At 48.4% G+C, this 26,413-nt stretch carries 25 protein-coding genes; 7 read left to right on the top strand and 18 right to left on the bottom strand.

All coding sequences use genetic code 11. The features are described from left to right. Positions 1-16: 16 nt before the first annotated feature. The 7 genes from BST96_RS16080 to BST96_RS16050 are packed head-to-tail and all read right to left on the bottom strand — an operon-like array spanning position 17 to position 5,267. Positions 17-424 carry a Zn-ribbon domain-containing OB-fold protein gene (locus BST96_RS16080; protein WP_085759677.1) on the bottom strand — a complete coding sequence of 136 codons (408 nt, stop codon included), beginning with the start codon at positions 422-424 and terminating at the stop codon, positions 17-19. Continuing rightward, on the bottom strand, positions 425-1,606 hold the full coding sequence (locus tag BST96_RS16075) for a thiolase C-terminal domain-containing protein (protein ID WP_240554823.1): 1,182 nt from the start codon (positions 1,604-1,606) through the stop codon (positions 425-427). Beyond that, positions 1,590-2,027, bottom strand: coding sequence for a hotdog family protein (locus BST96_RS16070; protein WP_085759676.1), 438 nt, complete (start codon positions 2,025-2,027; stop codon positions 1,590-1,592). The genes BST96_RS16075 and BST96_RS16070 overlap by 17 nt, the downstream gene beginning before the upstream one ends. Next, positions 2,024-2,476, bottom strand: a complete 453-nt coding sequence (locus tag BST96_RS16065; protein ID WP_085759675.1) for an FAS1-like dehydratase domain-containing protein — start codon at positions 2,474-2,476, stop codon at positions 2,024-2,026. The genes BST96_RS16070 and BST96_RS16065 overlap by 4 nt, the downstream gene beginning before the upstream one ends. Continuing rightward, positions 2,473-4,029 (bottom strand): AMP-binding protein, encoded by a 1,557-nt coding sequence (locus BST96_RS16060; protein ID WP_085759674.1) that lies wholly within the window; start codon positions 4,027-4,029, stop codon positions 2,473-2,475. The genes BST96_RS16065 and BST96_RS16060 overlap by 4 nt, the downstream gene beginning before the upstream one ends. 9 nt (positions 4,030-4,038) lie before the next feature. Continuing rightward, the gene (locus tag BST96_RS16055) at positions 4,039-4,455 is read right to left on the bottom strand and encodes a nuclear transport factor 2 family protein (protein ID WP_085759673.1); all 417 of its coding nucleotides are present in this window, start codon (positions 4,453-4,455) and stop codon (positions 4,039-4,041) included. Next, positions 4,452-5,267 (bottom strand): SDR family NAD(P)-dependent oxidoreductase, encoded by an 816-nt coding sequence (locus BST96_RS16050; protein WP_085759672.1) that lies wholly within the window; start codon positions 5,265-5,267, stop codon positions 4,452-4,454. Before BST96_RS16050 ends, BST96_RS16055 begins: the two co-directional genes overlap by 4 nt. Before the next feature lie 141 nt (positions 5,268-5,408). Here BST96_RS16050 and BST96_RS16045 point away from each other — a divergent pair, with 141 nt between their 5' ends. Next, complete coding sequence (locus tag BST96_RS16045; protein ID WP_085759671.1) at positions 5,409-6,020, top strand: TetR/AcrR family transcriptional regulator; 612 nt, start codon at positions 5,409-5,411, stop codon at positions 6,018-6,020. A gap of 15 nt (positions 6,021-6,035) precedes the next feature. Here the strand turns inward: BST96_RS16045 and BST96_RS16040 are convergent, their stop codons facing one another. The 7 genes from BST96_RS16040 to BST96_RS16010 all read right to left on the bottom strand — a co-directional run bounded on the left by BST96_RS16040 (position 6,036) and on the right by BST96_RS16010 (position 12,941). Further along, the gene (locus BST96_RS16040; protein WP_085759670.1) at positions 6,036-6,881 is read right to left on the bottom strand and encodes a substrate-binding periplasmic protein; all 846 of its coding nucleotides are present in this window, start codon (positions 6,879-6,881) and stop codon (positions 6,036-6,038) included. Between the two features lie 196 nt (positions 6,882-7,077). After that, on the bottom strand, positions 7,078-8,076 hold the full coding sequence (locus BST96_RS16035; protein ID WP_085759669.1) for an LLM class flavin-dependent oxidoreductase: 999 nt from the start codon (positions 8,074-8,076) through the stop codon (positions 7,078-7,080). A gap of 11 nt (positions 8,077-8,087) precedes the next feature. Beyond that, on the bottom strand, positions 8,088-8,894 hold the full coding sequence (locus tag BST96_RS16030; protein WP_085759668.1) for an alpha/beta fold hydrolase: 807 nt from the start codon (positions 8,892-8,894) through the stop codon (positions 8,088-8,090). Between the two features lie 15 nt (positions 8,895-8,909). Next, positions 8,910-9,539 (bottom strand): TetR/AcrR family transcriptional regulator, encoded by a 630-nt coding sequence (locus BST96_RS16025; RefSeq protein WP_085759667.1) that lies wholly within the window; start codon positions 9,537-9,539, stop codon positions 8,910-8,912. Next, positions 9,539-11,161 carry a long-chain fatty acid--CoA ligase gene (locus BST96_RS16020; protein WP_240554822.1) on the bottom strand — a complete coding sequence of 541 codons (1,623 nt, stop codon included), beginning with the start codon at positions 11,159-11,161 and terminating at the stop codon, positions 9,539-9,541. Before BST96_RS16020 ends, BST96_RS16025 begins: the two co-directional genes overlap by 1 nt. Next, entirely contained in the window at positions 11,161-12,174 is a 1,014-nt protein-coding gene (locus tag BST96_RS16015; RefSeq protein WP_085759666.1) for a phosphotransferase family protein, read from the bottom strand. The genes BST96_RS16020 and BST96_RS16015 overlap by 1 nt, the downstream gene beginning before the upstream one ends. Beyond that, the gene (locus BST96_RS16010) at positions 12,171-12,941 is read right to left on the bottom strand and encodes an SDR family oxidoreductase (RefSeq protein WP_085759665.1); all 771 of its coding nucleotides are present in this window, start codon (positions 12,939-12,941) and stop codon (positions 12,171-12,173) included. Before BST96_RS16010 ends, BST96_RS16015 begins: the two co-directional genes overlap by 4 nt. Positions 12,942-13,065: 124 nt before the next feature. On the opposite strand from BST96_RS16010, the gene BST96_RS16005 reads away from it, so the two are divergent. The 3 genes from BST96_RS16005 (at position 13,066) to BST96_RS15995 (ending at position 17,261) form a co-directional block, all read left to right on the top strand. Continuing rightward, on the top strand, positions 13,066-14,367 hold the full coding sequence (locus tag BST96_RS16005) for an acyl-CoA dehydrogenase family protein (protein ID WP_085759664.1): 1,302 nt from the start codon (positions 13,066-13,068) through the stop codon (positions 14,365-14,367). A 30-nt stretch (positions 14,368-14,397) separates the two neighbouring features. Then, positions 14,398-16,023 (top strand): flavin-containing monooxygenase, encoded by a 1,626-nt coding sequence (locus BST96_RS16000; RefSeq protein WP_085759663.1) that lies wholly within the window; start codon positions 14,398-14,400, stop codon positions 16,021-16,023. Positions 16,024-16,121: 98 nt separating this feature from the next. Further along, on the top strand, positions 16,122-17,261 hold the full coding sequence (locus BST96_RS15995; RefSeq protein WP_085759662.1) for a CaiB/BaiF CoA transferase family protein: 1,140 nt from the start codon (positions 16,122-16,124) through the stop codon (positions 17,259-17,261). 64 nt (positions 17,262-17,325) lie between these two features. Here the strand turns inward: BST96_RS15995 and BST96_RS21335 are convergent, their stop codons facing one another. After that, positions 17,326-19,839, bottom strand: coding sequence for a methyl-accepting chemotaxis protein (locus BST96_RS21335; protein ID WP_085759661.1), 2,514 nt, complete (start codon positions 19,837-19,839; stop codon positions 17,326-17,328). A 290-nt stretch (positions 19,840-20,129) separates the two neighbouring features. Here BST96_RS21335 and BST96_RS15985 point away from each other — a divergent pair, with 290 nt between their 5' ends. After that, positions 20,130-20,624, top strand: a complete 495-nt coding sequence (locus BST96_RS15985) for a YybH family protein (protein ID WP_085759660.1) — start codon at positions 20,130-20,132, stop codon at positions 20,622-20,624. A gap of 13 nt (positions 20,625-20,637) precedes the next feature. Here the strand turns inward: BST96_RS15985 and BST96_RS15980 are convergent, their stop codons facing one another. Further along, complete coding sequence (locus tag BST96_RS15980; RefSeq protein WP_085759659.1) at positions 20,638-20,967, bottom strand: DUF6482 family protein; 330 nt, start codon at positions 20,965-20,967, stop codon at positions 20,638-20,640. A 144-nt stretch (positions 20,968-21,111) separates the two neighbouring features. Here BST96_RS15980 and BST96_RS15975 point away from each other — a divergent pair, with 144 nt between their 5' ends. Both BST96_RS15975 and BST96_RS15970 read left to right on the top strand, forming a co-directional pair. Continuing rightward, positions 21,112-21,480, top strand: a complete 369-nt coding sequence (locus BST96_RS15975; protein ID WP_085759658.1) for a thiol-disulfide oxidoreductase DCC family protein — start codon at positions 21,112-21,114, stop codon at positions 21,478-21,480. After that, positions 21,481-21,918: a pyridoxamine 5'-phosphate oxidase family protein gene (locus BST96_RS15970; protein ID WP_085759657.1), complete on the top strand. Its 438-nt coding sequence runs from the start codon at positions 21,481-21,483 to the stop codon at positions 21,916-21,918. It begins immediately after the preceding gene. A gap of 209 nt (positions 21,919-22,127) precedes the next feature. Here the strand turns inward: BST96_RS15970 and ppdK are convergent, their stop codons facing one another. Both ppdK and BST96_RS15960 read right to left on the bottom strand, forming a co-directional pair. Beyond that, positions 22,128-24,722, bottom strand: coding sequence for a pyruvate, phosphate dikinase (ppdK, locus tag BST96_RS15965; protein WP_085759656.1), 2,595 nt, complete (start codon positions 24,720-24,722; stop codon positions 22,128-22,130). Positions 24,723-24,850: 128 nt separating this feature from the next. Then, positions 24,851-26,020, bottom strand: coding sequence for a porin (locus BST96_RS15960; protein ID WP_085759655.1), 1,170 nt, complete (start codon positions 26,018-26,020; stop codon positions 24,851-24,853). Between the last annotated feature and the right edge of the window lie 393 nt (positions 26,021-26,413).

Below are 26,413 nucleotides of genomic sequence, written 5' to 3'. Positions count from 1 at the left end.
GGTAAAACCTCTCTTATTATCGTTTGCTAAATACTGGTAAAACTAAATCCGAACCCCAAGGCTCGAACTGTACTTCTACGGTATCACCTACGGCAACACTTTCAGGGTCACAACCGACAACAGTTGTCATCATACGCGGCCCTTCTTTCAGGTCAACCAGTGCGACGATATAAGGGGCTTCGTAAGCTTTGGAAATACCCCGGCGCACAATGGTAAAACTGGCCACACTGCCCTGCCCTGAAACCGGCTGCCAACTGAGTTGTTCGCCTTCGCAATGGCTACAAACAATACGGGGGTAAAACTGAAACCGATCACAGTCTTTACACTGTTGCATCAGTAATTGCTGATTACGGCAGCCCTCCCAAAAAGGGCGAGATAATTCTGTATCCGGCGGTAAGATTTTTGTTAATTCCGGCGCACTCATTTAGCTGGCCTCCCGTGATAAAACCAATGTGGTATGGGAAGACATAATACCGCCTTGTGCATGCACCAAACCGTGACGCGCCTTAGGAACCTGACGCTCGCCAGCGGTATGACGCAACTGCCATACTGATTCTGTTAGAGCAAACATGGAGCCGGGGTTACCCGCATGGCTGTGAGATAACAGACCGCCATGGGTGTTTACTGGCAAGCTACCACCAGGGGCCAGAGCACCGCTATCAACAAATGCACCGCCCTCACCTTTGGTACAAAAACCTAAATCTTCCAACTCAACCAATACTGTTGGGGTAAAACAATCATAGAGCTGGGCAAAATCCATATCTGAAGATTGCAGCCCTGCCATGGCATAAGCTCGCTCTCCGGCTTCCTTTGCAGCAGACGTCGTCAGACTGCGAGCCGCACTTATATGTTCATGGTTATGGCCTTCACCCGCGCCCATAATATAAATCGGGTCATGGGGCAGATCAGCGGCGCGTTCTGCACTACACATTACAATTGCCGAGCCACCATCAGAGACCAGTGAACAATCTAACAGATGCAACGGGTCGGCAATCATCCGTGATGACATCACATCATCAACCGTAATTAGATCGCGCATTTGTGCCGTTGGATTATTGGCTGCATGTTGCCGAGTTGACACCGCAATACCGGCTAACTGTTCCTGTGTGGTGCCAAACTCTGCCATATGCGCCTGCGCAATTAAGGCGTAATAGGCTGGTACCGTAGGCCCATAAGGTTGTTCAAACTCGGGGTGACCGGTTGAGGCTTGTACTTGCAAGGCCTGCTCACGACTTAAACCACTGCGCATACAGTCGGCCATAGCAATCACAATAATATCCGCCATACCGGTTGCGATTGCAGAGGCGGCATGATGAATAGCGGTAAAGGTTGTACCGCCGCCTGCGCCCACGGCCATACAATAGCGCGGAAAAATTTGCAGATATTCAGCGGTAGCTTCAGCATGGTACATCAATGGCTGGGCCATGGAATTGCAGGTAATTAAACCATCGATATCGGATTTTTTAAGGCCGGCATCTTTAATCGCTTTTAGCGCAGCTTCTACACCAAGGTCCATCGGAGAACGGCCAGTTAGTACGCCAACTTCCGTATCCGCCACACCCACTATCGCGACTTTGCCGCGCAGTTCTTTACCAGGATTCGCCAAATCGCACCACCATTGTTCCGGGAGCCACTACCGCGCCTTCCTTATTTTTTATAAAGATATCGATTTCCAATTCCTGTTTATCAGGATGTACTGCGGTAACGGTTCCGCCCGAGGTTAAAATATCGCCCACATAAGCGGCCACACGATTGGAGTAATCGATAGAAATAATTCGGCCGTCATCAGCCAGCCATTCTTCAGCACACTGGTGTAACCAGTCACCCAACATAGGGCCTGCCAATACCAGGCCGGGGTAGCCTTCTACATTTTTAGTATAGGGCTCATCAAAATGAATACGGTGACCATTCCACAAAGCGGCGTTATATAACATTAGCTGCACATTATCGCAGTCGAACTCTCGCTCCGGCAGGCTATCGCCAACGGCAATGGTGGCAAAGCGGGCATTATTTACTGCTGCTGTCATCGTAAAATCCTCGTGGTTTTTTCGCGGATAACCAGTTCTTGGTCGTCATTGACGATATCCATCACCACTTCGTAAAAAATCAAGGCACCGGAGCGCCCTTCTTTTTCATAAATATCGGTTAATGTGCGGGTGGCGGTTAACCAGTCGCCGGGGCGAACCGGTTTGTGGTATTCAATATTTAAACCACCGGCCATCGCTTTTTCCAAAGGAAATTTGGGCAGTAGCGAATCAATCGATACACCATCCGGTGTTAGCTGGTCCAACTCCACCACATCCCAAAATAACGGCACATGAAACATCGGCGGAGCCTGGTCACCGTCTAAATACTTGCGCTGGCGATTGCCCGTTGCCACCGAGTATTTACGAATATCGCGACGGGTAACAATTTCACGCTGGGGCTGGCTTTGGCGACCAATTGCCGACAATACCTCAGGGGTTAATACACTCATACATTTGTCCTTGCCGCTTCCCAATAGGGTGTGCGCAAATCGCGTTTAAGAATTTTTCCGGTGGGAGCTTTGGGCAGGCTTTCAACAAAGTCCACAGATTTGGGTTTTTGATAGGACGCCAAATGCTCTGCGGCGGTATCAATAATGTCTTTTTCGGTAGCCGATTGACCGGGCTTCATAACCACAACGGCTTTTACCGCCTCACCCCAAACATCATCGGGAATACCAAATACCGCTGACTCTAATACACCGGGGTGTTTATGAATGGCAGCTTCTACCTGAGTACAGAAAATATTTTCACCGCCGGAAATAATCATATCTTTGGCACGGTCAACAATAAAAATATAACCGGCTTCGTCCCAGACAGCGATATCGCCAGTCCACATCCAACCATCACGAATGGTTTCAGCGGTAAGATCAGGGCGCTGCCAATAGCCCACCATATTGGCTTCGGAGCGCACAATAATTTCACCGGGGGTATTGCCATCGCGCGGCACGGTATTACCTTCAGGGTCCACCAAACGCATTTCCGTTACAAAGCCTTCGCGGCCGCAGGAATCCAAACGCTCGGGATGATCGCCAGCCAAAGCCCGCAAATGATCTTCCTGAGATAAAAAGCTCATGGTCATCCCTTCGGTCTGGCCATAGCCTTGAATAATGGTGCAGGGAAAAGCATCCAATGCGGCGGCGACTACGCTGCTGGGCATAGGGCCACCGCCGTATTGAATATTTCGTAAACTGCTTAAATCAAACTCGGCAAATTTTTCGTCCGCCATCATCCAGTTAAGCATGGTGGTGATACCCAGAAAGGCTGAAACCCGTTCTTTATGAATAGTCTCCAACGCTAACCGTGCATCAAAGTTAATCAACACCATAGGGCAGCCATGGGCGTGGTAGTTCATGCCCAACGCTACCGGGATATGAAACATCTGGCCGGTTAGCATATACACATCGGAAGGCACCACACGCTCAGCAACGGTCTGGTTAATCATGCCCATATAGAGCGAACGATGGGTATGCAATGCGCCTTTGGATTGGCCGGTAGTACCGCCGGTATAAAGAATCAATGCCGGGTCATCACCACCAACCTCTGCAGAAGCTTTAGGCTCATCGGTGGAAGAGCCCTCTAGCAATGCCTGATATGAGCCATCGCTGTCGTCACCAAAATTAAGCCAGTGCGATACACTGATTTTGTTTTTAAGTTGCTCCGCGTCTTCACGGTACTCGCCTGAAGAGATAACCACGGAAGGGGAACCATCTTCAAGAATACGCACCATTTCATCAGGGCCAAGCCGCCAGTTAATCGGTTGGGCAATCATACCCACCCGCGCACAGGCATAATAAATTTCCATATACTCGATAGAGTTTTTGGATAACACCGCTACCCTGTCGCCCTTGGATAAACCTAATTGATCAATAAGCGCATTCGCCAAACGGCAGACATTGCCATCTAACTCGCCAAAGGTCACCCGGCGACCGGAGTGCACATCAATCAGCGCTTCGCGGTGTGGCTCCAGCCGCGCAGTTTTACTGGGGATAAATCCAATATTCACGGTAGCTCCCTAATAGGCTTTATCTAAATCGATATGACGCTGACGAATACACCACTGCCCGCCCTCTTCAACCACGGTATCGTAATAGACGCCCGTGGTGAGTAACTGGGTGACACCATTTTCTGTGGCCATTAAAGTCAGATTGGACACTACCGTGGTTTCGGGATTGTTATTATCAAAAAAGATATTGCTAACCACATGACGGCGTACATCGGTTTGATCATTCATAGAGCCGGACATTAGCGCCATAATTGCTTCCCGGCCTTCAAACGGGCCGACCAGATCACCACCGGCAATACGCATGGTAAAACTGGCGCTCTCTGAAAAGGAGGCCTCTAACATTTTCATATCGCGCTCATCATAGGCATAGGCGGCGCGGCTTAATAATTCGTGAATCTCTAACTTTTGCTCAACGGTCAGGCTCATGCCTCTGCCTCCATACCTAATACATCAAGGGTGCCGCGCCAGGCTAATGAACCGCCATCGATACCCCAAACAGCACCATTAACAAATTCTGACTCAGGGCTGGCCAGAAAACAGACCAGTGCCGCTACATCAACAGGCTTGCCCATACGCGGAATCAAATGAGTTTGCGTCATAGTATTAAGCATTGCCTTAGGGTCAGGAGCCGCCTCTAAAAATTTATCGACAATCTGGGTATGGATGGAACCGGGGCAATAGCAATTAACCCGAATACTATCGGGGGCCAGATCAACCGCCAGCATTTTGGTCAGCTGCATAATCGCGCCTTTACTGGCACCGTAGGCCTGACACTGCGGGTAACCGGTTAGAGAGCTGGTTGAACCGGCATTGATAATGGAGGCGTTATCGCTGTTACGTAAATAGGGCAAAGCATATTTGGCACAGAGCCATGCGCCGGTGACATTCACGCCCATTACCTTTTCAAAGGTAGCGCGGCTCATACCATCAAGGGATAAATCGCCGCCCAACATACTTTCATGAATACCTGCATTGTTATGCACAATATCAATACCGCCAAAGGCATCGGCGGCCGCTTTCATTAAGGCTTCCACTTGCTCTTCATTGGTCACATCGCAATGCTGGTATATCGCCTGACCACCACTGCCATTAATCTCTTCAGCCAGAGCTTCCCCCGCCGCATCATTCATATCCGACACCACTACTTTGGCGCCACGGCTAGCCGCTAAACGGGCGGTACCCGCACCAATACCGGCAGCACCGCCGGTAATTACAAAGCAAAGACCTTCAATTGACATAAATAAAACCCTGATAATTGGATAAATTCGATATTAGGCTTAATTTGAATAAAGTTCAAGTTTAAAGATTTATCAAATTTAATCAAGCACCGGTATTACTGACACTGCCATCCTAATAATTAACATGATAGAGTGCGCCCCATGCCAACAACGACACCCAGACGCTCCCGAGCCGGCCGCCGCGATAGCCGCGGAGACAAGCGCCGCCGCCTAATTTTTAAATCCCTCCACGACTGCATTCTTGCTCAGGGTTATGTAAAAACCACGCTGGCAGATGTAGCCAAGGGCGCGGATATGTCCCCCAGCCACCTGCTCTATTACTTTAAAGGTAAGGAAGCCATTCTTGAGCAGTACTTTGAGAATGTGTCGGTTAGCTTTTTGGAGAAAATTGAAGAATTTGGCGAACTGGAGCCACGCGAGCAGATTGAAGCGCTGGCGGACTTTTGGTTTAAGGGCGAAGCCAGTACGGTGAAAGAGATTGGTTTTATGCTGGAGTGCTTTGGCGCTGCGGTTAATGATGATGTACTTAAAATTACCAAGCGTGACTTTGATGAGCGCTGTAAAAGCCACCTTGCCAAAATCTTTGATGACTGCCCGGCAGTGTTTATGAATAACAGTACCGATGCGGCGGAGATTGCTTACGGGCTGATGATTGGCTTGCGCTCTGCGGTGTATTTTGATTCGGATATTGACCCTGAAGGGGCGCATCGCTTGTTTTTGACCAGTGTTTTGACAATGAGTGGGTTGAAATAATCTTTATCAGCCGCTCTACCCTGTAGCCCCCTGCTGGGCACAGGACTTATTAGATAACCAGGTCTTTAAGGCATTGATTTTAAGAAAGTCGATATAGCCTGCCTCCCGGTATTTAACCACCAACGTATCAATCTGATTAATCAATTGCCGGTTTCTCTCCGTGGTACTGGTTACCATATAAAAATCGGATAAGGTGCTGACTTTAAGATGCGAGAACTTTACCTGCCCCTCAAGCGCTAGCTCCTCAATTAAATTCAGTGCCAAAAATTTCGGTGCTATCCAATAATCGGCATCGCCTCTGGACACGGTTTGTAATGCCTCACTTAAGGTTGCAGCCTCTTTAAACTGTAAATCCAGACCTATTTTTTTAAACTCATGAATATCCGATGTGGTATCCACACCAGTGCCCATAAGTGCCTGTAGATCTGCCAACTGCCTAATATCATCACGCTCTGCCAATATCACAATGACCTGGTCAAAGTTTAATGGCGGCTGAGCGCCTACCACCCACTTGCTTGAGTCCTTTATAAAAGCGGGATGGGAAAGGGAAAAAGAGGTTTGGCCTGATGCTATAAGCTCCAGATTATAGCGCTGCATATCAGTGGCGTTTACGGCATATTTTGATTCGATAAACTCAGCCTTTAAGCCAAGGTCGGAAGCCAGACGCTGATACAGTTCTTTATTAAAACCTTGATAGCTGCTAGTACAGAAATCATACCATTGATAAGGAGGAACGGGAGGGGACAGTTTATTACTGACAGAAAAACGCATGCTATCAGCTGTAGCGAAGTTACAGAAAATCAAAGTCACTATGGACAATAATAAACTGCTTTTTAGTAAGCCAGGTTTTTTGGTTTGCATAGAATAATATTCTAAGGGATAAGCGATTAAAAATCAGTATAACTCTATTTTAGGCCAAACTTATATGACTGTTAGCCCCGTAGGGTGGATTATAATCCACCGGTTTTAAATACCACTGGCATTGGTGGATTATAATCCACCCTACTGGGAATGAGCTGGCTAGTAGTAGTGTGCTTTCACCGGGATGATAGATTTTTCACCCCAACCTCGGCAACACATGCTCGGCAATATAACGAAGACGCTTATTGCCCGACTCCACCGACTCACCTGGAAACTGCGCCCAGAAGTGAATATCGCGAATATTCGGATAAGTTTTCATTAACTTATTTAATTCCGTCACCGCTGTATCGGCATCCCATAACTCATACAAGCCATTTTCTATGGCCTGAGCACCGGTCTCAAATAACGTCGCCTGATCGGGTGGGCCAAAAGCTCCCCACTTAATATATTCATTAGTTTGGTATAACACATGGTCTGCAACCTTGGCAGCTTCGGCTTCAGGGTCTTCGGCAATAATCGCCCAGGAGCCTAAAATAATATCGCCATCTTGAATCGACTTGCCTTGCTGTTCCAGAGCTTCGTTATAAACATCAATACCTAGACCACCGGTAGAGAGAAATCCATCTGCAATTCTGGCTGCACGTTGAATAGCAGGTTCTGCCATTCCGCCTAAATAAATCTTTGGATTGGTCTCGGGAGTAGGCATCACTTTTAAATCACCCACTTCAAAACGCTTGCCCGAAAAATTAACCGGCTCACCGCTCCAGCTGCGGCGAAGAATTTCTATACCCTCCTCAATCAAACTGGGGCGATGTGAAATTTTTCGTTTGAATTGCTCAAACTCAGCCTGGCGATAACCAATACCCACACCTAAATCAAAACGTCCGCCACTTAATAAGGATAAGGTAGCTGCATCTTCAGCCACTCTAACGGGGTCATGTAGTGGCAATAACATCAGGTTAGTGCCCAGACGCATGGTTTCAGTTTTTGAGGCAATGGCCGCAGCCAACACTAAAGGTGAAGGTGTATAACCGTCGTCACAAAAATGATGTTCGGTTAGCCAGCAGGAATTAAAGCCCATTTTTTCCGCTTGAACCAGTTGCTCAAAGCGCTCGGCATAAAAGTCCTCAAAGGGCTGTCGCCATTGCTCCGGGTTACGAAAGTCATACCAGAGGCCGTAATTAACATTACTCATAAAACCATTCCTTAAAGTTGTTTGGCGATAAAGCTATGAAGCTCAGAGTGATAGAGTTCGCCCTCTTCGATAAAGGGTGCATGGCCTGAAGCGGCGCATTCTACCAGTGTTACATCTTTGCCATAGTCGGCCACTGAACGGCAGACAGCGGGGTCAACCACCGCATCCTGACCGCCGACAAAACCGAGAATAGGTATATTTAAATTAGCCAGGTCCTGACGCTGGTCCAGCGGGCCTAAATCACCCAGAGAATTGGCGGCTAATGGCGAGGACTGCAAAAACATTTGCCACATCCAATCCACCACCTGCGGGCTAACCTCACTGGCACAAACTCCAGCAGATAAACCGGCAAAGAAATTAACTCGGTCAGCATTCATCGCAGCCAGGGTATCCGCCAGTATCTGTTCGGTACCGCCATGGGGATAATCCGGTTTTTGTACATAACAGGGTGTGGCACCACAGGTTAGTACCAAACCTTTACAGCGGTCGCCCAAATCTCTGGCCGCGGCTACCACAACAGCGCCGCCTAAAGACCAACCATTTAATATAACGCTGCCAATAGCCAGATGTTCAACCAGTGCCACCACATCGCTGGCAATCGCTTCAACGCCCATATCGGCAAAGTCTTTACTGGATTGGCCACAGCCGCGGTGATCTAACAATACAACTCGGTGGCCGGCAGCCACCAGGCCCGGCAAGGTATAGTCCCACGCTCTGACACCTGCACCCCAACCATGCACTAATACAATGGCACTATCGCCGCTGCCATGGTCTTCATAATAAATACTTTTGCCGTCTTCTCTTGCCAGTTGACTCATTGTGTTAGCTCCCGGTTATTGTGGATTGGCTAATAGCTCAATTGTATTTTTTATATAATTATCAAACACCGCATCGATATCCAATGATTTAGCATTCACCAGCCATTGGTAAACAATACCAAAACTAAAGGCACAGTACTGTGCGGCAAACTGTTCCGCATCGGTGTTGGGTTTTATATCACCCGCCTCAATACCCTGCTCTATCCAGCGTCTGGCATCGTGACGATAAACATCGTGATGCTCGGCCAGTAAACGACGCATATCGCTTTCATGGCCAAGGCTTTCGTACCATAGTAGATACATCGCTCGCAGATATTTGGATTCTTTCTTTAAAAAATCCCGCAATGCACTGGAGGCCTGTCGAACCGCTTCCAGCCCATGGGTATTGCTGATGTAATCTCCGAGATGTTCTTTCCAGCGGTCATCAAAACGCTCAAATAATTCCAGCATTAGGCCATCTTTAGAACCAAAACGATAATTGGCTAAGCCGCGGCTATAGCCTGCCCGCTCACCAATTTCTTTTAAGGTGGTTTTTTGTGTGCCGCGTTCATTGATTAATTCAATCGCCGCTTCAAACATTTTTTTATCGGATAAGGCGGTGCGTTCCGCCTGTGTCATCCGCTCTGAATCTGGTCGACTAGCCATTAGCGTATTACCTCAACCTTGAGAGCGCCCGACTCATTCATATCCCGCAGGCGTTTTTTATCTAATTTACCGACGCTGGTTTTAGGGATATCGTCGGTAAAGCTCCAATATTCGGGAATCCAGAAACGGGCGACTTTATCTTTTAAATATTCACGCAGCTGTTGGGCATCTATGCCCTCTTCCGCCACCACAATAACCAGTGGGCGCTCCTGCCAGCGTTCATCCGCAGTCGCCACTACCGCAGCCTGCTGCACATTGGGGTGGCCGGCAATAATATCTTCCAGTTCTACGGAAGATATCCATTCACCGCCGGACTTAATCACATCTTTGGTGCGATCGGTCAGTTGCACAAAATGGCGCTGGTCAATATGGCCTACATCGCCGGTGCGCAGCCAGCCATCGTCACTAACGGAATCAGGCGAATCGCCTTTGTGATATCCACCCGTTACCCAGGGACCACGCAGTTGTAATTCACCCACGGTTTCACCGTCATGGGGCAGCGGGTTGCCTTCTTCATCAATCACTCGCACTTGCATACCAGCAACCGGGCGGCCACTTTTGGTTCGCCATTGGGTTTCATCGGCGCCGGTAAAATCTCTTGGTGGATGTGAAACGGTACATAGCGGGCTGGTTTCTGTCATGCCCCAGCCCTGCAATACCGGCACACCCCAACGCTCTCTGGCGGCATCGATCATGGCAGGTGCAACGGAAGAGCCCCCGCAAATAATGGAACGGAAACAGGTCATATCCAGATCGGCAGAGTCAGCGCGTAATAGATCACCCAGAATGGTGGGCACAGTTGCGGTTACCGTAGGTTTTTCCAGCGCAATCATGCGCTTGATACCTTCAGGCTGGAGATGCGGCCCCGGCAAGGTAAAATCGCTACCACTAAACCAACCGCTATAGGGCATCCCCCAGGCATTGGCGTGGAACATGGCGGGCAGCAATAAAATTCTATCACTCTCGCAAATACCAAAGGTATCAACACCGCGCGAAGCCAGTGAGTGAACAAAGGTAGTGCGATGACTATAGACCACCCCTTTGGGGTTGCCGGTGGTACCGCTGGTATAACAGACCGCCGCTGCCGAAGTTTCGTCCAGCTCGGGCCAATCTTGCAATGGCTTATTGGCCGCTAATAGCTGACGGTAATCCTGAGTGGGAATATCAGTTATCAGCTCGCCCTCACCAATTAATAAAATATGTTCTACGGTTTTTAATAGCGGTAATACCGGTGAAAAAACATCCAGTAAACTGGCGTCTAACAAAACCACTCGGTTTTCGGCGTGATTAATAATATAGGCAATATGCTCAGCCGATAAACGGATATTAACGGTATGCATAATCGCACCCATAGAAGGAATACCTAAATAGGCTTCCATATGGGCCGTGTTATTCCAACTAAAGGTGGCGACTCTATCACCGGGAACAATACCTAATGATTGTAATGCGGCCGCTAAACGGGCTGCATTATCGGCAATCTCGGCATAACTGGTATAAACCATGGAGTCGCCATCAAAGGTTCCCACTCTTGAATCGGGGAACACATTGCGACCGTGGTCCATAATCATCTGCACCGTCATGGGTAGGTGCATCATGGTGGTTTCCATAGAATTTGTTTGCATTACCATTCTCCTGCTGCCGCCAGCGCGGCCTCCTTTAATAGCGCGGGGACATCATATTCAAGACCTCGGGCATAATCGGTATCCACTTTGCCTTCGAGATATAAACCATAAGCACCCTCGACAATAGCCGCCAGACGCCAAAAAGCAAAACATAAATAAAATTCCAAATGGCGCGGTGTAATACCGCTGGTTTTTTCCCAGGCTTTAACCAATTCGCGGCGACCGATCACACCCTCTTTGCGGGTTGCGGCCTGGACATGAGCAAAACCGGGAGGTGTTACGCTTCTTGGCCCCCAAAACATTAGTAGCAAACCCAAGTCAGCCAGGGGGTCGCCAATAGTGCCCATTTCCCAATCGATCACGGCTAATAATTCAGGCCGCTCTGGATGGCAAAGCGTATTATCCAAATGGTAGTCACCATGAAAAATACCGACCGGGCCATCTTCCGGTAAGTTATCTAATAGCCACTGCCCCAACCGGGCAATCTCTGGTAAGTCTCTGGTGGGCTGGCTTTCCCGCACCTGTAACCAACGCTCAATTTGTCGACGTAAAAAGTTTTCTGGCCTGCCCATTTCTGCAAGACCAATATCCTGCCAGGGGGCGCAGGCAATTTCGCCCAGCGCACTGGCTAACTGCAAGCCAAGTTGATTGACGGCTTCTACTGTATCGTAGCTGGCAGGTAGTGTATCGGTTATCGCTACGCCATTAATAAACTCTATAGCTGCAAAGGGATAACCCAAAATCTCAGTATCTTCACACCAGCATAATACCTTGGGGACGGGAGCATGACCGGCCAGTGCGCCCATAAAGGTCGCTTCTCTTTGCACACCTAAATGCGCCTTAGGGGAAATGGTATTAGCGGGTGCCGAGCGAATCACAAATTGCCCAGCATCATGGACAACCAATTGCGTTAGATTGGAATTACCACCGGCCAGTTTTTTTTCAATACGGGCATTGCACAAACCCAGCTCGGCCTCGGCCCACTGGCTAAATTTTTCGGCGTTTGAACTCATTGCGGCACACCAAAGCTGGACATCAGGCCACCATCAACCGGCACAAAAGCGCCAGTCATATAGCGAGAACGGCCGACAAACTCAATCACTTCGGCAATTTCATCCGGGGCACCATAGCGGCCCATGGGGACAGTTTTACGCATAGATTCCAGCGCTTTTTCAGACAGCTCGCTGGTCATTTCTGTAAGGACCAAACCGGGGATAACCAGATTTACGCAAATCCCCTTAGCGGCTAATTCAATGGCGAGCGCCCGGGTTAAACCTGCCAGTCCAGCCTTGGAAGCACCGTAGGCGGCATCACCGGGGAAACCGCGAAAGCCGACCACAGCACCCACATTGACTATATTGCTACCCTCGGACAGGCTATCTCTACAGGCGCTAATCACATTAAGGGAACCGGTTAGGTTGGTATCTAACACTGCCTGCCAATCATCCAGCGTCAAGCGACGCCCTACTTTACCGCCACGATGCAGCCCAGCATTATTAACGATGGTATCAATCTGGCCCCACTCGACCAGCACCTTAGCCACCGCCAACTTTACCGAAGCCGGGTCAGCCACATCGGCCTGTACACCCATGGCGTTTTCACCCAAGCCTTCAGCCACCTGAAGCACCGCTTCACCGCGGGCTAACAGCGCTACCTTGTCCCCCGCCGCAATAGCCCGCTGGGCTACTGCCAAACCAATACCGCGGGATGCACCGGTAACTAACCAAACCTTTTGCTTTGCCTTTTCACTCGGCTTTTTATTCGGCTTTTTACTAGACATGGGTAGATTTTCCTCTCATTTTTGTACAGAATAACCCTAAACCTGAATTTAATTCAAGACTTGCTTGTTTGAGTCTAGCAAGTTATCGTGGTCACCACCACCCCATATTTGAGGAGAACATCCAGTGAGTTGGAGCTTTGAAACAGACAGTGAATTCCAGGAAAAATTAGACTGGATTGATACATTCGTACGTGAGGAGTGCGAGCCCCTCGACCTGGTTTTCCGTGGCGCAGGTGATCCCTGGGATCCTGATTCTCCAGCTGCCGCAGCCATGGCACCGCTAAAAGAAATTGTTAAAGAGAAACGCCTTTGGGCCTGTCACCTCGGCCCCGAACTGGGTGGTGAAGGTTATGGTCAGGTTAAATTAGGTCTGATGAATGAGATTCTGGGCCGCAGCCGTTTTGCCCCCAGCGTATTTGGTACTCAGGCGCCGGATTCAGGCAATGCGGAAATCCTTGCCCACTTTGGTACTGACCACCAAAAGGCAAAATATTTACAGCCCCTGCTAGATGGCAAGATTGCGTCTTGTTACTCCATGACTGAACCACAAGCCGGCTCTGACCCGGCACAATTTACCTGTACCGCTACGCGCGATGGTGATGAGTGGGTAATTAATGGCGAAAAGTGGTTTGCTTCCCACGCCCGTTTTTCAGAGTTTTTATTGGTGATGGTTGTCACCAATACTGAAGTCCCTATCCACGAAGGTGCCTCGATTATTCTGGTTGAGAAAGGCACACCGGGTATGGATATTATGCGCAACACGGCTGTTGGCCCTTATGTTGAACAGGGTAACGGTGTGCACGGTTATATCCGTTTTACCGATTGCCGCGTGCCAGCCGATCATCTGTTAGGTGAAGAAGGTCAGGGCTTTTTAGTGGCGCAAACCCGTTTAGGCGGTGGCCGTGTTCACCACGCTATGCGCAGTGTCGGTGTTCTGCAAAAAGCGATGGATATGATGTGCGAGCGCGTTTTAAGCCGTACCACCAAAGGTGAATTGCTCTCTACCAAGCAAATGACTCAGGACAAAATTGCCGACTGTTATACGCAGGTTTTTCAATACCGTTTGCATGTTCTCTATACCGCCTGGTTAATCGACAAACATAAAGAATATAACCGCGAAGTGCGCAAAGAAATTGCGGCAATCAAAGCGGCAACGCCTAAAGTATTGCAAGAGGTTATTTACCGCGTGATGCAATTACACGGCAGTATCGGTGTTTCTGATGAAACCCCATTAATGAATATGTGGGCCAATATTCCAGAACTGGGTATGGTGGATGGCCCTTCAGAAGTCCATAAGGTGACTGTTGCACGTACTATCTTACGTGATTATGAAGCGGCACCGGGTTTATTCCCCACTTACCACACTCACACTCAACGTGAACTCGCGATGAAAAAGTACGGGCATTTTTTGCCTGACGAAAAATAACAAGCTTAGTTAACAGACGAGACTGAAGATATGAGTAACAACAAAACAGATTTCGATACCATTGTTATTGGCTCAGGTTTTGCCGGCCTGGCATTAATTCACTATTTACGTGAAGCCGGACTATCGGTTCAGGTATTTGATAAGGCCGCTGATATTGGCGGTACCTGGACCTGGAACCGCTACCCCGGTGCCATGACCGATAGCGAAGGTTATTATTACTGTTTAACCTTTTCCAAAGAATTGTTGCAAAAGTGGACTTGGTCTCAGCGTTACCCCGCTTGGGAAGAAACCCATCGCTATATGCATTTTGTCGCTGACGAATGTGATATGTGGCCGCATATCCAATTAAATACTGAAGTGACCAGCGCCGAATATCAAAAGGATAAAGCGATCTGGCTAATTACTACCGCGGATGGCAAGCAATATACCTGTAAGTATTTTATTAGCGGTATGGGTATGATCTCTGACCCGGTTATTCCTAATATCAAAGGTATTGATAGCTTTAAAGGCCCCCTCTTCCACTCGGCTCGCTGGCCTGAAGGTTTGGACTATAAAGGCAAACGCGTTGGTATTATTGGTGCCGGTGCAACTACGGTACAGATGTTACCGGTGATGGCAAAAGAGGCAGGAAGCGTCACCGTATTCCAACGGACTCCCAATTTTATTCTGCCCGCCATGCAAAAGCCGATGACGCCAGAATGGGAAAAAGAAATCAAAGATAATTACGACGATGTCATTGCCAAGTGTCGCAACCATGTCTTTGGTATGGCCTTTGATAGTCCTGTTGGCCGCAATGCGGTTGATACACCAGCGGAAGAAGTGCAAAAGATTTTTGAAGAAAACTGGAACGGCAGTTTCCGCTGGGTATTTGAAACCTTTGACGATCTGTTAGCGGATGCCAAAGCCAATGATATGGCCTCTGAATTTATTATTAATAAAATGAAAGAGCGTATCGACGACCCGGAACTGGAAAAAATACTTTGCCCGGAGTTAGGTGAGTATCCATTATTTGCCAAGCGCCCTCCTTTGGACCATGGCTATCTGGAAGCCTATAGTCGCGACAATGTCAATCTGGTGGATATCAGAAATAAAGAACCAATTGTTGAAATTACTGAAACCGGTGTTCGCACTACAGATAATGAATTTGAGTTCGATATTATTATTCTGGCGACAGGCTTTAGAGCCTATACCGGTTCGTTAGAAGCGCTCACTATTCGTGGTGAAAGCGGTCAAACACTGTCAGAGAAATGGGATAAGACCTCCAAATCGATTATGGGGGTCTGCGTTGCTGACTTCCCCAATATGTTTACTATTACCGGCCCTCAAGCTCCGTTTGCCAATCTGCCCACCTCTATCGAACAAAATGCGATGTGGGTAAGCGACTGTATTAAGACAATGGAAAACCAAGGCCATAACCTTTGCACACCAAAGCAGCAAGCAGAGGATGAATGGTCTGCCCACGTTGCAGACGTCCATGTACAAACCCTGATGAATCAAGGTGACTCGGTTAACTCCTGGATGATGGGAGCCAATATCGAGAACCATGAGCCTCGCGTACTGATTTATTTTGGTGGTGCCGATGTTTACTACGACAAGCTTCGCGAGTCTGTGGATGCAGGCTTCCCTGAACTGGAATTCTCCACCCTCGCCGGATAAATTTTGCCTTGCCATCGCACACTGAGAGACTAACTCCCCTGAAAGTCTCTCAGTGTGCCATGGCTTTTTTATGCAACCCCCCCTTTAAGGAGATCAGCATGGGCCCCTTAGCAGGCATTAAAGTTATAGAATTAAAAGGTATTGGCCCGGGCCCCTATGCGGGTATGTTATTGGCCGATATGGGCGCCGAAGTGATTGTGGTAGAGCGCTCGCGGCAACCCAACGGCATTGCCAGCGCCTCTGATAAAGATGTTAACTCCCGCGGCAAAAAATCCATCGCCCTTAATCTTAAACATAAAGACGGTGTAGAAACCCTGTTAAAACTGGTTGAAAGTGCAGACATGCTGATTGAAGGCTTTCGACCCGGTGTGACTGAACGTCTGGGCTTTGGCCCCGACGTTTGCCATACCAGAAACCCCGGACTGATCTTCGGCCGAATTACTGGCTGGGGACAAAGCGGACCATTGGCCAAGGTCGCTGGCCATGATATCAATTATATTTCTATTGCCGGGGCGCTCGGCTCTATTGGCACTCAGGACAAGCCGGTACCGCCACTCAATCTTGTGGGCGATTATGCCGGCGGCAGTTTATTTTTGGTGATGGGTATGTTGGCAGCACTTAATGAACGCAATCAATCCGGTAAAGGCCAAGTGATTGATGCCGCGATTACTGACGGCACCGCCAATCTTATGAGCGTGTTTTACTCGCTCTATAATATGGGCCAATGGACACCCGAGCGAGAGTCCAATCTACTGGATGGTGGCGCACACTTTTATAATACTTACGAAACCTCCGATGGAAAATTTATTTCTCTCGGCCCTATTGAGCCACAGTTTTACCAACTGCTAATAGAAAAATCTGGCATGGACCCCAGGCAATTTACCCCGCAAAACGATACCGATAACTGGCCAGAAATGAAAAAAGGTTTTGAGACTATTTTTAAAACAAAAACCCGTGATCAATGGTGTGAATTATTAGAAGGCAGCGATAGCTGCTTTGCGCCGGTACTCGATTTTGTTGAAGCACCCAGGCACCCACATAATATCGCGCGATCTACTTTTATTGAAATTGATGGCAACATTCAACCGGGTACTGCCCCCCGATTTAGCCGCAGTGAATGCGCTATGCCGAACGCCCCCAAAGCCGAAGGGGTTGATACAGAATCCGTGCTAAAAGCGGCGGGACTGTCGGATCAGGATATTCAACAGTTAGTCTCTAGCGGTGCCGTGCCCGCTTAAGTCAGGTAGTCTCGACCTCAGTTAGCGCTTTCAATAGAAGCCGAGCTGTAGCGGACAGTTCAGCTTAAAACTCTTCCCATTCCTTATCCGTCGAAGCCGCTGCCGCAGCGCGTGATCTCGTAGCTGGACGCTTCACCGTTCGGCTTATCATGGAGGTCACTCGACGATCTTCCTCTTCTGTTTTGAAAAAACTTACCTGTTCCAGCAGATTTTGAGATTGGTCCTCTACGGATTTACTGGATGCGGTAGCCTCTTCAACCAAGGCGGCATTTTGCTGGGTCATTTCATCCATTTGACTAATGGCCTGGCTTACTTCATTAATACCTGCGGCCTGCTCTTTACTGGCACTATCAATATCAGAAATCATAGTGACCACCTCTTCAACTGCACCGACCAGTTCAGTAAAGGTTTGGCCGGTATCATCAACCAACCGGGTACCTTTACCCACGGCATCAACACTATCGTTAATCAGGCCTTTTATTTCTTTGGCAGCGGCGGCGCTGCGCTGGGCCAGGTTGCGCACTTCAGCGGCTACCACTGCAAAACCACGACCTTGCTCCCCTGCTCTTGCAGCCTCTACGGCGGCATTGAGGGCCAGTAGATTGGTTTGGAAAGCTATCTCATCAATAACACCGATAATATCGGAGATTTTTTTACTGGATGCATTAATTTCTTCCATCGCAGCAACGGCGCTACTAACTACCTCGCCTCCACTGCCGGCCTTATCAGAAACTCCTATCACCAACTTGGTAGCAGCCGTCGCATTTTCAGCATTTTGCTGCACGGTTGTGGTTAGTTCTTCCATCGCAGAGGCGGTTTCTTCAAGACTGGACGCCTGGTTCTCGGTACGCTGGCTTAGGTCAACATTACCCTGGGCCAGCTCTTTAGAAGCCGAGAAAACATTATTGGAAGCGCCGCGAATTTCACCGACCATATTGTTAAGGTTATCAATCAGGGAGTTCATTGACTCACCCAATACACTGAACTCGCCTTCCAGTTCAATATCAATATTACTGGTGAGATCACCGTTAGACATACCCAACAGTACCGACTTGATTTTTGCTATAGCCTGCTTTCTACCGGTGATATCGGTGGCATATTTAACCACCTTGATGGGCCGGTTGTTTAAATCAAAAATGGGGTTATAAGAGGCCTGTATCCAGATTTCTTTACCCCCGCGACCCAAGCGCCTATATTCCGCAGCATCAAATTCACCGCGATTTAACTTCTCCCAAAATTGACGGTATTCAATACTGCTTTTATAGTCCGGCTCCACAAACATGCTGTGGTGTTGTCCCTGAATTTCACTCAGGGAATAACCGACGGTATTAAGGAAGTTGTCATTGGCAGTAATAATCGTGCCATCCATATTAAATTCAATCACCGCCTGGGATTTACCGATGGCGTCAATCTGACCGGAGAAATCCGCATTACTCAGTTTTTGCGCACTCACATCTGTGGCATATTTCACCACTTTAAACGGCTTACCATTCAGATCCATAATCGGATTATAGGAAGCCTGAATCCAGATCTCCTTACCCGCTTTACCTAAACGTTTATACTCAGCGGATTCATATTCTCCGCGATTAAGACGCTGCCAAAACTGGCTGTATTCAATACTCGATTGATAGTGGGGCTCAACAAACATACTGTGATGCTGCCCCACAATCTCTTCGAGACTATAGCCAACGGTGGCCAGAAAATTGTCGTTGGCAGTAATAATGGTGCCATCCATATTAAATTCTATCACTGCCTGCGATTTGCTAATGGCCTCAATCTGACCTGAGAAATTGGCGCTCTGTAATTTTTCGGCGGTGACATCACTGGCATATTTCACCACTTTAAATGGCTTGCCATTTAAATCCATAATCGGGTTGTAGGAAGCCTGAATCCAGATTTCTTTACCCTGCTTGCCAAGGCGCTTATATTCGCCCGAATCAAATTCACCCTGATTTAATCGCTGCCAAAAGCTGGCATATTCATGGCTGCTCTTATAGCCTGGCTCGACAAACATGGAGTGATGCTGGCCTTGAATTTCTTCCAGCGTATAACCCACGGTATTAAGGAAGTTTTCATTGGCTTGAATAATGGTGCCATCCATATTGAACTCTATCACCGCCTGGGATTTAGAAATTGCCCCTATTTGCCCGGAGAAATCGGCACTGGCCAATTTTTGCGCCGTGACATCGGTAGCAAATTTAACCACTTTAAAGGGCTTGCCGGTTAGATCAAGAATGGGGTTATAGGACGCTTGTATCCAGATTTCCCGACCACCTTTAGCCAGGCGTTTATATTCTGCCGCCTCGTACTCACCGCGATTAAGCCCTTCCCAAAACTGCCGGTACTCCTGGCTGGCTTTATAGCCGGGTTCTACAAACAGGCTGTGATGTTGGCCCTGTATCTCATCCAGCCTATAGCCCATGGCATTCAGGAAATTATCATTGGCAGTAATAATGGTGCCATCCATATTAAACTCAATCATTGCCTGCGACTTGCCAATGGCATCAATAATCTGGGCAGAAAAATCATTGGAAGATTGCTCTATTCCCTGTGAACCGCCAACCTTGTCACTCGTCATTACTTTTTCCCCGGGTATATGTTGTTGTGGTAGATATCCTGACTACGGCATTTGACTGAATTACAGAGAGCTACAAACCATTCGCCTGGATTTTGTCTGGATCCATTCAGTCTAGTAGAAACGCCGCGAATTATTATAGGTATAAATACATACACGCAGGACCAGCAAGAGGCCTATGGTGATAAAGATGCACCCAAACATATGTTTAAGGGGTTCTAACATGTCTTATAAGTAATGCTGTATTCTAGTGCTAAAGCAACAATTAAAAATAACTTAACCGGGAGACCCAAGTGTCATTTTTAAAACTCATTAGCCTGATACTTTTTATAACTTCAATTAGCGCATGCAGCAGCCAGAAAACCCTCCCTCACCCAGAGGCTGCCCAGCCATTGCATAGCCAGCTCAAGCTGGCCACCAGCTATTATAACGCCAACGATATAGAGAGCTATCAATCACTCTATACCAAAGATGCCTACCATATCTCTGTGCGCCGACCGATGGTTGAGGGCCGCGAAGCGATAGGCCGATTTTTTGCACCGGGGATGAAGCTATTTACCGTTAGCACCGAAGATACGATTTTGGATTCTGGTATATATGGTGATACCGCCCACTTACTGATGAAGTCGACCATGACAGGCACAGCAAGGCCGGGGATTAGAATCCCAAGCTTTACCGAACAACGTATTATTATGGTGCTGTTTAAACAGCGCGACGGCCAGTGGTTAATACACCGCTATATCGCGTCTTTTTCACCGGAACAAGATCGCGGCGTAATGGCTAAGTAAACTGCATGATCTATCAGGGGTAGTACTGTTCGCTGGCATAAGGATAGAGCTCCATCGACAATGGCAGCTGCAAGGTATTATCCCCTTGCCGCAGCGGTTGATTGATCATTTCATCGTAGGCGGATTGATGGCTTAATGACAATGATGACACGGGCATTGCTTGCAAGGCCTCACGCATTTTCATTAAGCTTTTGTGGCACAGTGGCTTGCCATCCGCATTAACAATCAGACAGGACTGGTCATCGATTGTCACTGTCGCCTGATAGCCCACCCTATCAATAGAATGTATGATGATTGGCAGTTCCTGCTGCCATAGAAATAATTCATTCAGCGTTATTTTCATCAGCACTCACCTCGAATAACTATTTATAAACCCGTTACCTGTAAATCAGTTACGCTGCGACTTAGACCTGTAGATCACTTAAGCCTCATCCGTGCGTCCACAGCGCCCGTATAAAGTAGACACGCCACTACGAAGATTTGCTTTATGCCTCGCGACACGCTTTTTTATGATGGCCAATGCCCACTGTGCTCAGTGGAAATGAAAAAACTGCGGCAACAGGCCGGTCAGCAGATACAACTGGTAGACATTCATAGCTTAAGCCCTTCACCGGAACTGCCGGATAAAAACGCGCTTTTACGAAGCCTTCATTTACAAAAAGCCAATGGTGATCTTCTACAGGGTATAGAGGCCAATGTGGCTGCCTGGCAGCATACCCGCCTGGGTATTTTCTGGCGTTGGCTGCGCTGGCCGGTGATAAAACCTCTGGCGAATTTTTGCTATCACTATTGGGCTGAACGGCGTTATCAACAGCTTTACCCAAACCCCCACCCTACTTCTACAGGTAAGGATTAAATGAAAGAAAAGGTTGCTTCGTTATTACGAGAGCAGGTGCAATGTGTACTGGCTACTCAAGGTGAGCAGGAAATAGCACTGCACTTAATGGCTTATGCTTTTTCGCCTGACCTTGCCCAAGTGTATTTAGCCTCTCTTGAGCCCACACAGAAGGTGAAAAATATGCGGGGCAACCCCGCGGTTACTCTGCATTGGGATAATCGTACAGGGAATAATGCCGACCATAGCAAAGGCTTTGCGGTCAGCGCCTTTGGCAGGTCCAATGAACTTAAAGCTGATGCTGCTCAGTCTGCGACGGCGTTATTGCGCAATAGAAATGCGACGCTGTCAGCGCTGCTAGATAATGCGCAAGCGGTGGTTTTTGCTATTGATATTCACCGCTATCAGTGGGTAGAGGGCTATACAGAGTCAATGGTGTACAAACCCCATAACCCGTAGGGTGGATTATAATCCACCGGTATAGAGTAGCTTATGGGGGCTTGGTGGATTGTAATCCACCCTACGGTACATGCTTGAAGGAATGTTTGAGCTTAATGCAGTGAGGTGACTATTTTTCCTGGGCGCCAACATACAGCGAGCCCATAGGGTGGATTATAATCCACCGGCATAGGGTACAGGCCAAGAGCTAGAGACAACCTCAAGAGACGTTATAAAGTCACGTTGGCCTGCGCTGCTGCAATACGCGCAACCGGAACACGGTAAGGACTGCAACTCACGTAATCCAAACCCAGTTCATGGCAAAACTGAATGGAGCGTGGATCACCGCCGTGCTCACCACAGATACCATACTTAATGCCTTCTTTTGCTTCCCGACTATCTTCGACAGCCATTTTCATTAGCTTGCCCACTGCACGCTGGTCGAGGGAGACAAAAGGATCGTCTTCCACCAGGTTGCGGTCGAGATAATCAGGAATAAATTTACCCACATCATCGCGGGAAAAACCGTAGGTCATCTGGGTTAAGTCATTGGTACCAAAGCTCATAAATTCTACTGAGTTGGCCAAACGCTCCGCCCCCAAACAGGCCCGTGGGGTTTCCATCATGGTGCCCACTTTATAAGGGAATGAAACCGACTCTTGCTCGACCACGGACATAATACCGCGCTCAATAATATCGGTTATCGCACGTATCTCCCGCACATTAACCACCAGTGGAATCATAATTTCAGGGCTGGGGTTATAACCGGCTTTATGGGCTGCTACCGCAGCTTCAGCAATGGCCTTAACCTGCATTTCAGTAATTTCGGGGTAGATGATAGACAGACGACACCCGCGGAAACCCAACATGGGGTTCACTTCCTGCAAGCTTTGTACTATCTCCCGCACTTTGTCTGCTGATTTACCCAGGCGACCCGCCAATTCCACCAGATCTTCTTCGCCATGGGGTAAAAACTCATGCAAAGGAGGATCTAATAAACGGATAGTAACCGGCAGATCATGCATCTCTTTAAAGAGAGCCAACATATCATCACGCTGGAAATGTAATAATTGATCCAGATAGGTCTGGCGTTCTTCACGATCTTCCGAAAGAATCATGCCGCGCATAATATCGATACGTGAGCTATCAAAGAACATATGTTCAGTACGGCACAAGCCAATACCCTCTGCGCCTAACTCGCGCGCTTTGGCTGCGTCTTCCGGTGTTTCGGCATTAGCACGGACGGATAAACGGCGATATTTATCGGCCCAGGACAATAGCGTCATAAAATCTTCATTGGCGCTGGCTTCAGTTTTTGGAATATCGCCCAGCATCACTTCACCGGTTGAGCCATCCAGCGTGATTTCATCCATACGCTTAATCACAATACCGCCATCGGTGGTTGCGGTACCCGCGGCATAATCGATAGTTAACTCTCCACAACCGGTGATTGCACAGACACCCATACCTCGGGCCACTACCGCCGCGTGAGAAGTCATACCGCCCAACTCGGTCAGAATACCTTCTGAAACTTTCATACCATGAATATCTTCCGGCGTTGTTTCACGGCGTACCAATACGACTTTATGCCCTTGCGCTGCCACTTCAACCGCTTCATCAGCAGAAAACACTACCCGCCCCGTTGCTCCACCGGGACTGGCCGGCAAACCTTTGGCGACAATATCGGTTTTCGCATTGACATCAATCATGGGGTGCAGAAAGGCATCCACATGCTCAGGGGACACACGCATCAGCGCTTCTTTCTCACCGATTAAACCTTCACTCACCATATCCACAGCAATTTTTACCGACGCCCTACCGGTGCGCTTGCCGCTGCGGGTTTGCAGCATATAGAACTTACCTTCCTGAACGGTAAACTCCATATCCTGCATATCTTGATAATGTAGCTCCAGACGTTTTTGTGTTTCAAATAATTGTTGGTAGACCTCAGGCATTTGCTCTTCTAAATGACTAATCGGTAGCGGTGTACGAATGCCCGCCACCACATCTTCACCCGCCGCATTGGTCAGGTACTCACCATAAAATTCATGGTCGCCGGTGGATGGGTTACGGGTAAAGGCAACACCGGAACCGGAATCATCACCAAAGTTACCAAATACCATCGACTGTACGCAGACAGCGGTACCCAGGCTGGCGGGGATATTATTCATTTCCCGGTAGAAAATAGCTCGAGGAGTATTCCAGGATAAAAATACGGCGGCAATGGCTTCTTTTAATTGCACCGCCGGGTTTTGTGGAAAATCGACCAGCCCTTTAAAGATAGCGATAATCGCCTGCCAGTCTTCTGCCGTCATTTCTACATCCAGCGTCTTGCCATGGGCCTTTTTATATTGTTCGATTTCATGCTCAAACTGTTCACCATCGGCCTCCAGCACCACATCGGCATACATCTGGATAAAGCGACGGTAGGAATCATAGGCAAAACGAGGGTTATTGGTCTTCTTGGCCATACCCTCAACAATGTCGTCATTCATACCCAGGTTTAAGATGGTATTCATCATACCTGGCATGGAAACCGGTGCGCCGGAGCGGACGGAAAATAGCAGCGGGTTTTCCGGGTCGCCAAAGCGCGCCCCCATTCTGTCCTCAACCAGCCGCAGCGCGACGTTATACTCTGTCTCAAGATGTCTGGGTAGCTTATTACCAGACTCAAAGAACTCACGGCAGGTTGGCGTGGTGATCACAAAACCGAACGGTACTGGCAGACCCATGGCCGTCATTTCGCAGAGGTTAGCCCCTTTACCACCGAGCAGGTTACGATCGTCTTTGGAGCCTTCATTAAATAGATAAACACGCTTTGCCATACTGCTAATTACCTTCTTAAGGGTTTGCTGGAAACAATATCCGGTTTTATTTTTGGGACGATACTATAAAGATTATAGGGGTTGGGGACAAGGTGGCAGAGCCCTGGAGGGAGGCCAGCGGGGCCTTTTTAGAAACTCAGGTCATATTGTAAGCGAAACCTTAGCTCATCACCGCGACTAAGGGGCTCGTCAACCTCATATTGGCCAATATCCGCAGTGATCTTGTTGCGGTGACCAAAGAAATACCAGTTCATCCCCAGCAGGGTTTCTGAAAGTTCAGTACCGTCATTATCGGTATCGACGGTGGCATAACGGGCTGTTAGCTCCAGTTGCGGTGGCACCGAGGGCAGCCAACTGCTGGGAAAAAAGCCCGACTGGATAAACCAGCCGCGCATGGCGGTGGTGTTATCGGTCACGGTATCTTCCACATCCTTCTGGTGATATTCACCCTGCAATGAGAAACCGTTGTAATGATACTTGCCATCCAGCATCCACTGCTCAATATCGTATTGATCATCCAGCCCATAATCGACAAAACCCGGCAATTGACGACCACCATCACTATTAAACCCCGAGTAGCGGCTGCTGTTTTCACTGGCCGCCACAGCAATATAGGCAGCGGGCTGCTGCCTTCTAGCCAGATCGCTCATAGCGGTATCGAGCTTTTCTCCCAGTAGATTCCACTGATAGCGCCCGACCAACATCACGTTGGTATTGTCATTGCCTTCGGTGCGACCGGTGCCGTTAAACACATCTATCCAGTAATTACTGTCCAGAGTTCCACCTTTATCCAGCCGACCAAGCAAGGAAACGCCCTGCTGGCGGTCCAGAGTAAAGTAATCATTGACCATGGACCGCTCTGCCAGGGTCATATCTTTGGAGGAAGTCACTCGCTCAGGGTTGTAATGGGCCTTCATCCGGCCAAAGCGAAACTGAAAGGCCTCATACTGTGCCAGTGTAATTCTGGCATCCAGTAAGGTGCTGTTTTTTAGATCGTATTCGAATTTGATCTTTAGCCAGGGCTTTACCGCATGGCCACCCACCTTAAAACGGGCGCGGTTTATTTCAAAACTGCTGCTCTCTTCGTCCAGCCCTTCCAGCGAAGTCGGGTTAGTTTCAAAGGGTGTGCTAAAACGTGACTGCACCCGCAGCTCAGGCTTGAGGTAAACATTGCCATCACGGGTTTTAATATGGCTAATCTGGTCTTTATAGTAAAACTCAACCGCGGCGGGTTGCTCAGCAAAAGCTGGGGGGATAGTCACTAAGCACAGTAGTAATAGAGCGTATTTGAGTATCATTAACTGTTTACCTGACTTGTATGGCTACCCAATTGAACGGCCTGGGCCTGTAGGCCAGCCTTTTCAGCATGGGTTTACCCTGTTTATCGTTATTATTACCGTATCCAGACCTAATCATTTCAATCTTATTGTCTGCTGGAGTGATATTGTGGACGCTCGTCACCGGCAAGTATAGATAAAGACAGTTAGTAACTAAAGGAGGCTTATAAAACAGCCCCTTTCACGCTTGCTTATGGTGACGAAATACCGACGTTAGTCGGTATAGACTTTTGTTGGTATTGCCGCCCTCGGCGAATTTATATAATCGTCGAGAGTCGATACTTTTATAGCTGTACTATTGATACAGCTCGTACAGTATAAAACGAATAATAACTACGCATTACTCAACCCCAG

It is taken from the genome of Oceanicoccus sagamiensis (genome assembly GCF_002117105.1).
Taxonomy (GTDB): domain Bacteria; phylum Pseudomonadota; class Gammaproteobacteria; order Pseudomonadales; family Dasaniaceae; genus Oceanicoccus; species Oceanicoccus sagamiensis.
This window is presented reverse-complemented; position numbering and strand designations above follow the sequence as displayed.